This window comes from Aquisphaera insulae, from assembly GCF_011064615.1.
GTDB classification, from domain to species: Bacteria; Planctomycetota; Planctomycetia; order Isosphaerales; family Isosphaeraceae; genus Aquisphaera; species Aquisphaera insulae.
In genome coordinates, this window is record NZ_JAALJH010000005.1 from 194,964 (window position 1) to 209,815 (window position 14,852).

The 14,852-nt window shown below is 69.5% G+C and carries 6 protein-coding genes; 4 read left to right on the forward strand and 2 right to left on the reverse strand.

The window, feature by feature from the left end:
- Window positions 1-42: 42 nt before the first annotated feature.
- From G6O54_RS05140 to G6O54_RS05150, 3 genes are all read left to right on the forward strand, one after another.
- Entirely contained in the window at window positions 43-1,854 is a 1,812-nt protein-coding gene (locus G6O54_RS05140; RefSeq protein WP_165221051.1) for a hypothetical protein, read from the forward strand.
- A 288-nt stretch (window positions 1,855-2,142) separates the two neighbouring features.
- Window positions 2,143-3,843, forward strand: coding sequence for a hypothetical protein (locus G6O54_RS05145; RefSeq protein ID WP_165221054.1), 1,701 nt, complete (start codon window positions 2,143-2,145; stop codon window positions 3,841-3,843).
- Between the two features lie 7 nt (window positions 3,844-3,850).
- Window positions 3,851-5,482, forward strand: a complete 1,632-nt coding sequence (locus G6O54_RS05150; protein ID WP_165221057.1) for a reverse transcriptase family protein — start codon at window positions 3,851-3,853, stop codon at window positions 5,480-5,482.
- A gap of 30 nt (window positions 5,483-5,512) precedes the next feature.
- Here the strand turns inward: G6O54_RS05150 and G6O54_RS05155 are convergent, their stop codons facing one another.
- Window positions 5,513-8,977 (reverse strand): serine/threonine-protein kinase, encoded by a 3,465-nt coding sequence (locus G6O54_RS05155; RefSeq protein WP_165221060.1) that lies wholly within the window; start codon window positions 8,975-8,977, stop codon window positions 5,513-5,515.
- Window positions 8,978-9,735: 758 nt separating this feature from the next.
- The gene (locus G6O54_RS05160; protein WP_165221063.1) at window positions 9,736-10,368 is read right to left on the reverse strand and encodes a sigma-70 family RNA polymerase sigma factor; all 633 of its coding nucleotides are present in this window, start codon (window positions 10,366-10,368) and stop codon (window positions 9,736-9,738) included.
- A gap of 283 nt (window positions 10,369-10,651) precedes the next feature.
- Here G6O54_RS05160 and G6O54_RS05165 point away from each other — a divergent pair, with 283 nt between their 5' ends.
- A complete protein-coding gene (locus G6O54_RS05165; protein WP_165221066.1) occupies window positions 10,652-14,812 on the forward strand; it encodes an FG-GAP-like repeat-containing protein in 4,161 nt (1,386 codons plus the stop codon).
- Window positions 14,813-14,852 lie beyond the last annotated feature (40 nt).

Below are 14,852 nucleotides of genomic sequence, written 5' to 3' on the forward strand. Positions count from 1 at the left end.
GGCCCGAAGCGGCGATGGGTCGTTCGGGCCGGAGGCTCCCAGATGGCCGGCGGCGAGTGGTTGTTGATCCAGGAATTGCTCGAGCGCGGCGACGACGAGTTCGTCGATCGGCTCCGTCGTTTCGACGACGCCAAGGTCCTGGCCGGGTTCGCCGAGCGATGGTACTCCAGCCCGTCGCCTCGTCCTCGTGAACTGCTGCTGGCATACCTGGAACGTCCGCTCAATGCCTACCGGCACGAACCCCTGGTGAAGCGGCTGTTCAAGCTGGCGGAGGCGGCCGGCGACGACGCGGTCATGTCGCGGCTTCTGGTGGCCCTGGATCGTTCGATCCGGAGGGTCTGGGTTCGCCGCCATCGTTATGTGCAGCAAGTCTTCGGGTCGCGTCGTGAGGCCGAGGACGCGGACGCAGCCTGGCGTGGCAGCGGGATCGAATCCGTGGTCATCGTCAGCCTTCCCGCCTCGGGGGAATTCCTCGTCCACGGCTGGAAGCCCGAGCCGATCCTCAAGATCCCGGCCAACACTGCGATGCCGCGAGGCGGCCCCGGGTTGTCGGACGCGGGCCGCCGGGCGTTCGAACATCGGCGTCTCTTCTCGCTGGCGACTCGACGATACCTGCGCCGCCGGGTTTGGAGGTACTTCCGAGGGGTCGGCAAGACGGACGCGGCTCGCTATCGATCCGCCGTCGTCCCGATTCTGAAGCTGTATGAGGATTCGGACGTCGCCGATAGCGTGGCCCTGCTGGACAACTGGAGCCTCGTCCACATCCTCTTCCACGACAGCGAGGTCCTGGATTCCCGGCCCAGGGGTTGGGTCCCGCGCGAGGGCCGCTCGCTCGCGGAGCTTCAGCCGGCGCCCGCCTTCGCTGAGGCCTGGCAGGGCCAGGCGGCCGCGCTCCTGGGCCTGGTGAAGCAGGCGAGGAGTCGCGCCGTCCGCCGGTGGGCAATGGCGATGTTCGATCGCGAACCGGGGGGCGGCCCGGACCGGGACCTCCGCGTGATCCTCGACCTCCTCGACAGCCATGATCCCGAGGTGGTCGCCTGGGCCGCGGGCCTCCTCGAACGATCCGGAGCCGCCCGCGGCCTCGAGCCCTCCGACTGGCTGGGGCTGGTGCGATCGGCCGGGCCGGCCGCGCTCCCGATCCTCGCGGGCCTGATGCGGAGCCACCTCGAGCCGTCGCGGCTGTCCATGGCGGCGGCGGCCGAGCTGGCGGCGAGCCATTCGCGGCCCGTGGCCCTGTTCGGGCTCGAGGCCCTCAGGGCCAGGTCGATCACGCCCGCCGATGCCGCGGAGCTGGCCCCCCTGGTCGACGCCGCCTGCGAGCCGATCCGGCCGGAGCTCCTCGCCTGGCTGGATGCCACGCTCCGCGGGATGGACCACGACATCGATCGGATCCTCCTGTTGCTCGACAGCCGCCACGCCGACGCCAGGCTCCTGGGGCTGGACTGGTTCCGCTCCGCGCCGGAGCCGCGGGGCGACGTCGAGCTCTGGAGACGGCTCGCGGAATCGCCCCACGACGACGTGCGGATCGCGCTCGCGGAGGAGCTGAGCCGCCAGGTCGATTCCCCTCGAGAGAAGCTCGACTCCGCCCCACTTCACGGACTCTGGGCCTCGGTCCTGCTCAACGTGATCCGCGGCGGCAAGGCGAAGCCCGTGGTCGTCGAGCAGGTCGCGCATCAGATCAGGCAGTTCCCCGAGGATGCCCCGAAGCTGATGCCCCTGCTGGGGATCGGGCTCCGGTCGCTCCGACGGCCCGAGCGACATGCGACGCTGGCGGCGCTCGTTCGCCTGGGAGAGTCCTCGGAGCCTGCCGGCCGGGCGGTCCGTGCGGCCTTCCCCGAGTTGAAGTGGGAGTGAGCCTGTGCGATAATCGCCGCCTGATCGATCCCGAGGGTGGCCGGGCCGGAGCTCGAGACCACCTTGCCGCGGCGATCCGCCGCGGTCGACCTTGCCCCGGAGAATGCTTCCCCAGCGCCGTTGTTCTTTTCGGCCGGCGGACCTACCCGCGGGCCGTGCTGAGTCGACGTGTCCCTGCCCGTGGGTAGGTCCGCCGGCCTCGGTGAACGACGCTGGTCGGCGCCTCGAAGTCGGGTCCGGCCCGTCCTCCCCCGGGATCGATCGAATGCCATCGAGGGATGTCTCTCCATGCAGTTGACCCTCGCCTACCGAGGCCATAGTCGCGTCTCGACCACCCCGGCCGGCCTGGCCGTGGCCCTCGCCCCCAACCTCCGCCGCGACCGTGTGAGCTACTCCGCGATCCTCCGCACGCCGGTCCTCTTCCGCGAGTGCGCCGGGGCCCTGCACGACGTCGTCGTCAGCGACCTGCGATTCAAGCCGCGCGATAAGACCGCCTACCGCGAGTTCGCCGCCGAGAGGATGCTCCATGAGCACTTGCTGAGGCAGGCCGCGACGACCAAGGCCAGGGCCCAGATCGAGAACAGCCTGCCCGAGCTCCTCGAGGCCATGCCCCCGGGGCTGGAAAAGCGTTTCGAGAAACTGCGGCGCAAGTACTGGAAGGCCCGGCTGAGGTTCTCGGATTACCTGACCGCCCACGACCCGACGCTCTGGCGGCTGCTCGTCCCGTGCGACCCCGTGGTGACGGTGGCGAATGACTGCCTCTTCTTCGAGGGATTCTCCGCCGACGAGAGCAGCTACGGCTGCCTGACGATCGACCGCGACGCCTTCGCCGACGAGCGGGACGTTGCCCCGGGGACGACGAACGTGGATTACTCGTCGTCGCTCTACGAGCACTTCAACGCCATGCGGAGCTACCGCCAGACCCGGTTCCAGGTCGATCCGGCGGGATTCGAGGTCCGGAACGAGGGCGCGTCGGACTACCGCGAGGAGAAGATCGACCTGCCACCGAGCTGGCTCCGCGGATTCCTCCAGTTGCAGGCGGCGATGACGCTGCCGGCGCGACGCGTCCCGGTTGGCCGCGGCGGGCTCTACAACATCCTTGCCCACTTGAGGCGTCATCGCGCGGCGAAGAGCCCGCGGGCGCTCCGGTTCGAGCTGGAACCGGGACGGCCGCCGGTCGTGGTGATCGAGCCCTGGATGATCCGGGTGCCGCTGGCCGAGGCCCCTTACGCCGGCCCGAAGGCCGAGACGATCCGCGTCTGGGGCCGCGACCGGCTGCGGGCCCTCGCCCGGCTCCTGCCCGTCGCGGATTCCGCCGAGGTCCACCTGCTGGGCACCGGGCTCCCCAGCCTCTGGAGCGTCAAGGTCGGGCCGCTCCGGTTCCTGCTCGGACTCTCCGGCTGGACGGCGAACGACTGGTCGCGAGGCTCGGCGATCGACCAGATCGCCCCGCCCGTGAGCCCTCGCGAGGAGACGATGACGTCGATCGCGTCCGCCTTTCGGGCCGAGCCGGCCCTCACTCTGGACCGGCTCCGGCAGGTTACCGGTGCGCCGGCCGGCGAGATCCTGGCGGGGCTGAACCGGCTCGCCATGCTCGGGCAGGTCATCCACGACCTGGCGGCGAACGTCTTCCGCTGGCGGCAGGTCATGCCCGTGACCCTCTCCGCGGAAGTCCTCGGGCCCGAGCACCCGGAGACCGAGGCCGCCCGTCAGATCGCGGCCCAGGGGCTGATGAAGCTCACGCGGGCCGAGACCCGCGGCGACGGCCTCCGCGTCCTGGAAGGGAAGGCCGTCGGCACGGAGTGCTCCCTCCTGCTCGACGGCGACGGCAAGATCCTTCGGGGAAAGTGCTCATGCTCTTACTTCTTCACCGGAGGGCTGAGGCGCGGCCCGTGCCGCCACCTCCAGGCCCTCCGCACCGCCGCCGAGCCGTCCGCGCCGACGCGGGCCTCGAACGACGCCTGGCTCGCCGCCCTCGGAGATCGCTGAGGATCGCATGAACATCCTGCGCCGACTGCTCGGCTGGATCCTCGGCCACACGATCCCCCCGGCGCCCCCCTGGCCGAAGGTTCCTGCCCCGCCCCCGCCCCCGTCCCCGGCTTCCCCGGAACGGCCCTCGGGACCCGAGCCCGAGATGCTCGGGGCGGCGGGCCCAGCCAAGCCCGTGGAGAAGAAGGACCGGCCGTACGGCTCCATTCCGGAGGATTACCGGCCCATCAGCCGGGAAGAGATCCTGGAGGCCGCCGCCGGGCGGTCCCTCTTCTCCAACGTCTGGTTCGGCCGCCGCGACCGCATCCCCCCCGCGGACGATCCCCGGACGGCGCTCATCGATCGCGCGATGGCGACCCAGGGCTTCCTCTCGCCGGAGCAGCTTGTCGAGATCCACACCGTCGGCCACGAGATGGAGCGCTTCCGGCCGACGGTCGAGGGGATCTCTCACCAGGCCGGCCTCGCCGGCGCGGCCGCCGTGGAGGCCGATCGCGCCGAGCGGGCGCGGATCAAGGCCCGGAAGAAGGCCGAGGCCGAGGAGCGGAAGCGGCTCCGCGCCGAGGGGATCGCCCTCCGCAAGCGGGAAGACATCACGTTCCTCGGCCGCCGCGTCTCGGGCCGGCTGGGCGAGCGGACCAGCCGCGTCGAGGACCTCGAGCGCTCAGGGCTGCCGATCCTGGCGACGCCCGCCGAGGTCGCCCGCGCGATGGGCCTTTCGGTCTCCCGTCTCCGCTGGCTGGCCTTCCATGCCGAGGTCGCCTCGAGGGTCCACTACGTCCAGTTTCGCGTCCCCAAGAAGTCGGGCGGCGAGCGGATCCTCAGTGCGCCTCACAGGTCGCTGCGCCTGGCGCAGGAGTGGATCCAGCTCGAGATCCTCCGAAAACTCCCGGTCGGCCCTGAGGCCCACGGCTTCGTCCCGGGCCGGAGTATCCTGACCAACGCGACGCCCCATGCCGGCAAGGCCCTCGTCGTGAACCTGGACCTGGAAGGGTTCTTCCCGAGCATCGGCTTCCCTCGGGTGCGAAAGGTCTTCGAGCACCTCGGCTATTCCGGGTCCGTGGCGACGATCCTCGCCCTCCTCTGCACGGAATGCCCGCGGAAGGCGGTGACGCTCGACGGTGAAATGCTCCACGTCGCGACCGGCCCGAGGGGCCTGCCGCAGGGGGCCTGCACGAGCCCTGCCCTCTCGAATCAGGTCGCGATCCGACTCGACCGTCGCCTGGCCGGGATCTCGGCGAAGCTCGGATTCACCTTCACGCGATACGCCGACGACCTGACCTTCTCCGGCGACGCCGAGGTCGAGGCGAAGGTCGGCTACCTCCTGGCGAGGGCCCGCCACATCGCGGAGGGTGAGGGCTTCGCGGTCAACGAGAAGAAGACCCGGATCCTCCGCCGCAACAACCGCCAGGAGGTCACCGGTCTGGTCGTGAATGAGCGGCCCGGCGTCCCCCGCGACGAGGTCCGCCGGCTGCGGGCCATCCTCCATCACGCCCGCGCCGAGGGCCTGGACGCCCAGAATCGAGAGAACCGCCCCGACTTCCGGGCCTGGCTGCTGGGCAAGATCGCCTTCGTCCGGATGGTCCGCCCCGAGGTGGGCGACCGCCTGCTGGCGGAGCTGCGTCAGCTCGATGCCTCCTGAGGGGTTGACGTCGACCGGAGGGGTCGAGCGTCAGCGGGCGCGCCAGAGGCGGACCTCGCCATCGTGGGAGCACGAGGCGAGCGAGGATCCATCGGGGGCGAAGGCGACGGAGTTGACCTTGGCCCGGTGCCCCCGGAGGACCAGCATCTCCTGGCCGGTGAGAGCACCCCAGACGCGGATATTCCCCGATCGACCGCAGCTCGCGATCGATCCCCCGTCCGGCGCGTAAGCGAGGTTCTGGAGGAGGTCGCGCGTCGGACGGAACGTGAGTCGTACCGCCATCGTGGCCGCGTCGCGGACGGTCACCGCCCCGGCCTCGTCGGCGACCGCCGCGCTCCGTCCATCGGGCGACAGTGCGAGCGCGGCGAACGAGGCCGGTCCCGTCGCGGTCGCCAGCCGGCGTCCCGTCTCCAGGTCCCAGAGGATCGCGAGTCTGTCGTTTCCGGCCGAGGCCAGCCTCTTGCCGTCGGGAGTGTACGCGATCGAACGGACCGAGTCGGTATGGCCGGGCAGCTCGCGGACGCAGGCCCCGGTCTCCGGGTCGAAGAGCCGGATGGCCCAGTCGCGCCCGCTCTCCGTCGAGCGTCCGCCCGCCGCGGCGAGCCTCCTCCCGTCCGGGGAGAAGGCCACGGAGCGGAGCCGATCCGGATGGCCGTCGATCGTCCGGATCAGCCGCCCGGTCGCCACGTCCCAGAGGCGAAGGTTGCCGTCGGAGACCAGGTGCCCGGTCGCCAGCGTGCGGCCGTCCGGCGAGAAGGCGACCGACGCCACCGTCCCCTCCCCTCCGTTCCAGCCCCGGAGCTCGCGTCCCGAGGCCGGATCCCAGAGCCTGATCGTGGCCCGCTCCTGGGTGTCGTTGCTCCCGCTGGCCAGGATCCGGCCGTCCGGCGAGTAGGCGACGGCCCAGGCCTCGTCGACGTGGCCGGCAGGCTGGGGCGGCTCCGGCGCGGGATCGAAAGACCAGATCCGAGGCGCCCGCCCGACGCCGATCAGCGCGGACCGGCCGTCCGGCAGGAAGAAGCAGGCGGTCGGCGAGTCCTCCTCCCAGCACGGAAGCTCCGCCTTGCGGATGCCGCTGGAGACATCCCAGATGCACGTCGGGATCCGCTGATCGTTCCGCCCGAAAGGGTAGGTTGCGAGCCATCGTCCGTCTTCCGAGAAGTCGCTGTGGAGCTCGATCCGCTGACCCGCATTCGTTCGCGAATCCAGGCTCTTCCTCGAGCCGGTTCGGAGGTCCCAGACGAGGAGGACGCCCTCCGTCGTCTGGGCGGCGAACCTCCGCCCCGCCGGGTCCAAGGTCGGCGCTGCGAGGGGGCCCTCGTGGTCCAACCACATCGATGGCCGGTCCTCGATCGCACCACGGATCAGCGCCCCCCTGCCCGGGACGAGCGTCGCCAGCGTCGTTCCATCACCCGAGAGGATGCTGCGGAATCCCGGTCCATACTCGCGAAACTCGCGGAGGACCTTGCCGCTCCGGGCTTCCCGGACCGTCAAAGACTCCGGAGCCTGGACCAGCATGCAGGACCCATTCGGGGCGAGCTCGACGTGCCGAATTCCGTCCAGGCTGACGAGAGGTGGGGAGCTCGCGAGGTCGCGGTCCAGTCGCCAGACGCGAAGCGAGGTGCCGTCGCGTGCGTCGAGCCAGCGGAGTGCGACCAGGCGGCCGCCGTCCAGAATGCCGACCCATTCGCTCTCTTCTCCATCGCCGTCCCGCGACCGTTCAAACTCGCGAGCGGCGACCAGCACCCCCGTGACCGCGTCCCATGTCGCCAACTCATGACGCGATCCGGCCTCGTCCCGGTAACGGATCGCGACGACGAGTCGGCCGTCGGGGGAAACCACCGGGCCGAAGTTCCTGCGGCCGGGCTCCTCGATCCGGAGCCGCTGGCCTCGGGCCGGGAGGTCCCAGATGGTGATCGTGCCCGGCCCCCGATGAGAGACCGCGATTCGACGATCGGCGGACGACGCGTAGAGGAAATTCTCGCCCTGGTCATCCGGCAGATGGAACAACTCGCGGGTCGCCAGGCGGTGAAGGAGTTTCCAGGCGAAATCGCTCGAGGCCCTGTCCTGGCTGCCCGGGCCGATCTCGTCGAGGAGATCCTGGGCGGTCTCGAAGTCGCGGGCCTCCACGGCCTGCTGCGCCAGCCGCAACTGGGCCGCGATGTAATGGCGATCGGCGAGGCCCCGGTGCCGTTCCGCCGCCTCGGCGGAGAGGTCCGCCCGCTCCACCGCCGCCCGGAGCGCCGTGTTGTGCCGCCGCAGCCAGGTCGTGTACCGGACGCCGAGGATGCCGAGCACGCACGCCAGGATGACGATCCCGGCCGCCAGCCGCGTCATCAGCGACCGATGGCGTCGCACCCACTTGCCGATCCGCCCGGCGAGCCCCGGCCGGCGGGCCAGGATGGGGCGACCGTCGAGGAATCGGCCAAGGTCCGCGGCGAGTTCCGAAGCCGTGGCATACCGATCCTCCGGCGCCCTCGCCATCGCCTTGAGGATGATCGTCTCCAGGTCCACGGGGATCGAGGAATTGAGGCGCGAGGGAGGCACCGGTTCTTCCGTCGCGATCCGCCGCAGCAACTCGATGCGGTCATCCCCCTGGAAGGCCGGCCGGAGCGTGAGCAGCTCATAGAAGGTCGCGCCCAGGGAATAGATGTCGCAACGGCCGTCCAGCGGGAGGCGCCGGCCGAGCGCCTGCTCGGGGCTCATGTATCGCGGCGTGCCGGGCGCCTCGCCGGTCGTGGTCAGGTCCAGCCCGCCCCGGAACCGCGCCAGCCCGAAGTCGGCGACCCAGAGGTTCCCGGTCCCGTCCACGATCAGATTCGAGGGCTTGATGTCCCGATGGAGGACATCGGCGGCGTGGGCATGGTCGAGGGCGTCCGCGGCCTGCCGCGCCAGGCGGGCCACCTGACGGGCGAATCCACGCCCTCGATCGAGGTACGGTCCCAGGATCGGGCCGGGAGTCGTCTCGGGTGACTCCTCGGTGTTATCCGGGCCTCGCCTCAGCGACCGAATCACCCTGGCGAGGTCGCGGCCGTCGATGAACTGCATCGCGTAATAATGACTGCCGTCGGTTGCGCCCGTGGCGAAGACCGGCACGATGTTGGGGTGATTCAGGCTGGCGGCGGCCTGAGACTCGACCCGAAATCGCCGGATCTGCCGGTCATCCCTCGCCGCCGACTGCGGGAGGACCTTCAGGGCCACGCGACGGCCAAGCGACTCCTGGACCGCCTCGTAGACGACGCCCATGCCGCCGCGGCTCACCTCGCGGATCAGCCGGAAGTCGCCGAGCCGGCCGATCTCCGGGGGGAGGTCGATCGGGGCCGGCATCCCCGCCATCATCTTCAGAGTCGGGAGCAGCTTCCGGACATCCTCGACGAGCTCCGGATAGTCCTCCGGTCGGACGGCCTCGCCCCGACGCAGTCGGTCGCAGATTTCGAGCGCGACCTCCGCACGCTCCAGCTCCAGGTCGCTCTGGATCGCCTCATCGTCACCCATGGCGTCGCCCCGGGTCGCCAATCTCGATTTCCGCCACCTCGGACGCAATCAATTCAATCATTCGCCCACACGTTTGATCTCGGTGCTCCATCCGACGGTGCTCAGGTCGGACAATTCCATTCCCGCCGCGACGCACGATTCGTCACAGGAACGATACTCGAATCGGTGAGGAGATCGACCCAGCGGGATCAGCCCGTCCGACGGCCGACTGCTCGGGGATTTCGTGCATTTTCGGTCGAACCACGTGACCCATTCTCGGCCACGACTTGATTCTCAGTTAGAGGACACACGACAACCTGGCCACCGGCAGGGACCAGAGCAGATCCCCTCAGATCGGACAATTCGTCCGCGCATGAGGCATGTCCGGTCGTGGCCGCGGCCCTGGATGATCTCCTCGCGAGTTGAGGTACGCTTCATGCGATGCCGACCACCCCGCCGCATGCATCCCCAGCGCATCGCCTTCCTTCGGGCTATCGAGAGCGCGCGGACGTTTCGGCTGATGGGCGAGCCGGAGCCGGGCCCCACGCCGGTTTCGAGTCGGGAGGAAATCGGGGCCGGCGCTGGCTTGCCCGGACTGTCGCCGACTGAACTCCCCACTTTGGCGACGCCGGTCCTCCTCGTCGTGGCTCCCGAAGATCGACGTGGAGTCGAACCGAGGGGTCGGGTCGAGCCAGGGCCACGAATCGCCGATCCTCCCCGACGGCTCCGATGCACTCGTTGAGGGGGGCTCACGAAAGGGGCCACGAATCGGCGATCGATCACGAGGCCGGTCCGTGGCCATCGGACTCCAGGATTTCCCTGATTCGCTCGATCGCTCGCAGGTGCCGCATCTTGGCGGCGCTCACGGAAATCTCCAGGATGGCCGCGATCTCGGCCACCTGGAGATCCTCCAGATGCCGCATCACGAGGACCTCTCGATCTCTGGGAGCGAGCCGCCCCAGGGCCTCTCGCACGCGCCGACGTTGCTCGTCCCGATCCAGGGCCATGCCGGGCGTGGTGTCGCTGGCGACGAGGAGGTCGACCAGCAGGCCCGACGAGGCGTCCGGCACGCCCTGTCGCTCTTCGCGGCAGACATCCCGCCCCTCGCGACGATGCAGCCGGTGGACGTCGGCGAGCCGATCGGCCGTGAGTCGACGCAACCACGGGTAGAAGGCCAGCGGGCGCTCTCGTTCGTAATCCGAGAGCCGCCGGGCGGCGTCGAGCATCGCTTCCTGGACGACGTCGGACGCGTCCACCCGCGCGGATAGACGCGTATCGAGCCGCAACGCGACCATCCGCCTGAGCCTCGCCCGATGCCGCTCCAGAAGCCGTCGCAGCGCCCCCTGGTCGCCTCCCGCCGCCGCGACGAGAAAGAGCTCTTCATCGTCATCCGGAGACGTCGTGAATTCCATGCGCGATCCCGTCACTCGACCACCCGTCCAGGGCTATCTGCAATCTTGCCTGATTCTGGCATAGCAATAATCCGAAAACCAGTCGAACCGCGCAGTCCTCACCGCCAAGACCTTCTGCGAGTGGTGCGGGATGGCGGTGTGACCGATCCCGGCGGACGGCGGGAATTGCTCTCAGGGGATCACGACGGAGCGGATTTGCCAGGTTGTCTGTCATCCCCGATCGCCTCGCCGGGACCGAGCTTGCCATCCCTGAGATCAAAGTCTGAATCGAGAGCCCACCGCCATGTCGAGCCGACTGGCCCTTAAGAAGAGAATCCTGGCGCTCGAGACGCTTGAGTCTCGCCGCTGCCTCACGGGAATCGCCGGGGTCTCCTACCTGGATCAGGTGGCCTCGGATCGGATCCGCGTGGCCGTCGATTTCACCGCGGCCATGGCCCCCGGGCCGGCCGCCGACCCCTCGAATTACGCGGTTGGCTCCGAAACCACCGCCGGCCTGAGGGTTCTCTCGGCCATCTATTCGGATTCGGGCAGCTCGCACCGCACGATCCTGACGGTCTCGACGGCCGGGATCGGCGGCGGGGACTACACGGTCCGCGTCAACGGCCCGACTCTCCGGGACGCCGCAGGGATTCCGATGGCTGCGGCCGTCCCGGTCCGGGTCGCGGTCCATTCGAACACGTCCAACGTGTTGACCATCGTTGGGGGCGACGGCGGATCGATCGGGACCGTCGGCGACTCCATCCGCCTCGGCTACGGCCGGCCGGAGTCGGTCTCCGCGGCGGACCTCGACGGCGACGGCCTTCCGGACCTGGTGATCCTCCTCGATCGAGGCAAGGCCCCGGACGGCACCAGCCTCTGGCGTGTGGCCACCCAGCGCAACCTCGGCGGCGGCCGATTCGACGCTCCCGTTGTCCTCGACGACACCCCCACCATCCCGCCGGCGAGCGTCGCAGTCGTCGACTGGAACCGCGACGGACACACCGACATCGTCGTCGGCGAGCTCACCGGCCGCGACCAGGCGACCGTCCTGGTCTATCTCAATGACGGCAAGGGGCACTTCGCGGAGGATCCGGACAGCCCCATCCCGCTGCCCAATAACGCGAATTACACCGGCACGTCCTTCGCGCCGGGGCTGGCCGCCCTGTGGAACGGAAGCTTAGACGGGAACGGCCAGATCCTGGTGATCTCGAGGGATCCGTACGTCGGCTACTCCCTGTCCGAAAGCCTGGACCTGCGCACGGCGGAATACCCGACCGGCTACGCGATCGCGGACTTCAACGAGGACGGCAAGCCGGACATCGTGGCGGCCACCAGCCGGTTCGGCTACTGGAGCTCCGAAGGTGTTTACTATTACGCCAGCACGGCGTCGGGCCGCGCCGCCGCAGTCACACTGGACTACCCGCACAACGACAAGCCCGGGACCGTTCGCGCCGGGGACTTCAATGGCGACCGGCATCTGGACCTCGTCGTGGTCACCGACCTGACCGCTTTCGCGTACAGCGGCGATCCGATCCAGACCTCGATCACGACCCTCCTCGGCGATGGCCGGGGTCACTTCTCACCCCTGCCGGGGACGATCATCGATCGCGCCGGCCTGACGCTCGGGGCCGACCCGGCGGACCTGGATGGCGACGGGCGGCTTGACCTGGCTCTTTCGGCTTCGGACGGAGGCGTCTGGATCTTCCGGGGAGACGGCCGGGGAGGGTTCACCGCGACAGCATCCGCGCCGAGCGCGAGCTCCGAGACGAGCGGAGTTGCCTCCACCGCGATCGCGGACATCGACGGCGACGGCAAGCTCGACGTGGTGTTGGGCAACGCGACCCTCTCCACCATCCGGATCTTCACCAACCGGGGCAACGGCCTCTTTTCTCCGTCCGACGTCCCGGGCCCGACGCTCGGCTCGAACACCAGGTCGGCCAGCGACGGCGGCCCGGCGATGGCCCAGGCGGACGTCAACGGCGACGGCCTGCCGGACTGGATCAAGCTGGAGCCCTCCGGGATCGCGGTCTTCCTGGCGAGCGCCGACGGCCGCTTCGGTGAGCCGATCCTGTCGTCCTCGGGCCCCAGGGACAACTCGCGGCTCCGCGTCGGAGACCTGAACAACGATGGACGACCCGACGTCGTGCTCCTCCCCGGTCGGGGCGGAGCCACGATCGGCGTGCTCCTGGGCCGGGGCGACGGGCGATTCGACCTGGCCCCGACGACCTCGCCCGCGGTCAGCTCCGGCGAGACCACCGGCCTGTTCGAGGGCGAGTTCGCCGACGTCAACGGCGACGGCTATCTCGACCTGGTGGCCAGCCTCTCGCACAGCGAGGGCTACGACGTGGTGCCCTACGCCTACGCGGTCCTCTTCGGCGACGGGACAGGGACGCTCCGCTACAACGCCAATACGGTCGTCCGCGCCTCGTTCCCGACCGGCGGCTGGTCGTTCGGGCCGGTCAACCTCGGCGACTACGACGGCGACGGCAAGGCGGACATCCTCGGGATCACGGGCGCCGGCCTCACCCTCTTCCACGGCCAGGGAAACGGGAAGTTCGCGGCTTCCGTCACCTCGTCCTTCGGCGGCGACGCCGAGCGCTTCCTTCCCGCGGACCTGGATGGCGACGGCAAGCTCGACCTCGTCGGCTACTCGGCCACGTATCTGTCCAACCGATCCATCTCTGTCTTGAAAGGAGATGGCACGGGCCGCTTCACCGAATGGCCGAGTCTCGATGCCGGCGAGAGGATGGCCCTGCTGGCCCTGGGGGACGTGAACGGCGACGGCAAGACGGACATCGTCTTCTCGTATAACGATACCTTCGGCGGAACGTCCGCGGTTTCGGTGATGGCCGGTGATGGTACGGGCCACTTCGGCTCCATCCAGTCGATCGCCGTCCCGGCCAGCCCGTGGTCGGTCACCTCCGCCCCGATGCAGCCGTTCCTGACCGCCGGGCGATTCAGCCTCGGCGCGATCCGATTCGAATCCTCGGCCGCGAGCGTCTCGGAGGGCGGCGGCAACGCCTCGATCCGGGTCATCCGGCTGGGCGACGCGAGTTCCGCGGCGAGCGTCGATTACCGCCTGGTAGCCGGAATGGCGAACGCCGGTTCGGACTACGCGGACCTCTCGGGGACCCTGGCGTTCGCGGCCGGGGAGACCGTCAAGTTCATCTCGATCCCGATCCTGAACGACTCGCAGCACGAGCCCGACGAGGACTTCCGCGTGGTCCTGGGCAACGCATCGGGCGCGTTCCTCGGCGAGCCGGCGACTTTCCACGTGACGATCGGCGACGACGATCCGATACGTCATGGAGTCTTCCAGTTCCAGACCACTACGACAACCGTGAGCGAGAGTGCCGGCTCGCTCCAGGTGATCATCGATCGCGTCGGCGGCTCCGACGGCACGGTCAGCGTCGACTACACGGCGGGCTCGCTCGCGGACGACGGCTCTCCGAACATGCACGGCCAGTCCGGCTTGGTCTGGTTCGAACCGGGAGAGACCAGCAAGGTGATTGACTTGTTCCTCCTCGATGACGCGGTGGCCGCGGGTGATGAGGCCGCGCTCCTTCGTCTCTGGAGGACGTCGGGAGGGGCGACGATCGGCATACCCTCCACCATGGACGTCACCATCCTGGATGACGACCCCCCTCCGTCGCCGGGCGCCCGGCATCCGGGCGAATTCAACTTCTCGGACAGCTACGCCGTCCACGAGGATGCCGGATCGATCTGGATCCCGGTCACTCGATCGGGGGGGGCGGATGGTTCCGTCACGGTCCAGGTGGTCATCGCGGGAGGCGATGCGGCGGCCGGCACCAACTACGCCTGGAGCGGCCAGACCCTGGTCTTCGACGCCGGAGAGACGAGCAAATCGGTCCGCATCCCGCTCCTCCGCGACGGCCAGGCCAACCCGACGCGGATCCTGAATCTGGCCCTCCAGTCCCCCCTGGGAGGGGCCACGCTGGGGGCCGCCTCGACCACGACCCTTCGCATCCTGAACGTCGATCAGGCCTTCCCCGGCGATCCGGCGGGAGGAGATCCGCCCGCCCAGCCCACTTCGGACCCGCCCGCGCCGGTGACCGTGGCGAGCGTCGCAGCCGTCCTCGATCGCAAGAAGAATCTCACGCAGATCGTCGTCACCTTCAGCGCCCCCATCGGTCCCCGGGCGGCGACCGCGGCCTTCTATCGACTGGCGGCACCCGGCAAGAAGAACTCGTATGACGCGAAAAATGCAAAAGTCTACAGGCTACGATCCGTCGATCTCGCCGCCGACGGCCGGGCCGTCACGATTACGCTGGCGAAGCCGATGAAGGTCTCCGCGACGCTCCAGTTGCGGCTCACTGGCCAGGGGCTGACCGACTCCCACGACCGGCCCATCGACGGCGATCGCGACGGCGTCGCCGGGGGCAACGCCACGGCCCTCATCGGCCGCCGCGGAGTCACGATGCAGGCGGTGATGCAGAGGGCGTGATCCCGAACTCCTCCTGTCTCCAGCCGGACTTGCGGCCGGC

What these genes read in the sequence shown, in the direction of transcription:
- G6O54_RS05140 (WP_165221051.1), top strand. Translation starts at nt 43, where the DNA reads ATGGCCGGCGGCGAGTGGTTGTTGATCCAGGAATTGCTCGAGCGCGGC.
- G6O54_RS05145 (WP_165221054.1), top strand. Translation starts at nt 2,143, where the DNA reads ATGCAGTTGACCCTCGCCTACCGAGGCCATAGTCGCGTCTCGACCACC.
- G6O54_RS05150 (WP_165221057.1), top strand. Translation starts at nt 3,851, where the DNA reads ATGAACATCCTGCGCCGACTGCTCGGCTGGATCCTCGGCCACACGATC.
- G6O54_RS05155 (WP_165221060.1), bottom strand. Translation starts at nt 8,977, where the DNA reads ATGGGTGACGATGAGGCGATCCAGAGCGACCTGGAGCTGGAGCGTGCG.
- G6O54_RS05160 (WP_165221063.1), bottom strand. Translation starts at nt 10,368, where the DNA reads ATGGAATTCACGACGTCTCCGGATGACGATGAAGAGCTCTTTCTCGTC.
- G6O54_RS05165 (WP_165221066.1), top strand. Translation starts at nt 10,652, where the DNA reads ATGTCGAGCCGACTGGCCCTTAAGAAGAGAATCCTGGCGCTCGAGACG.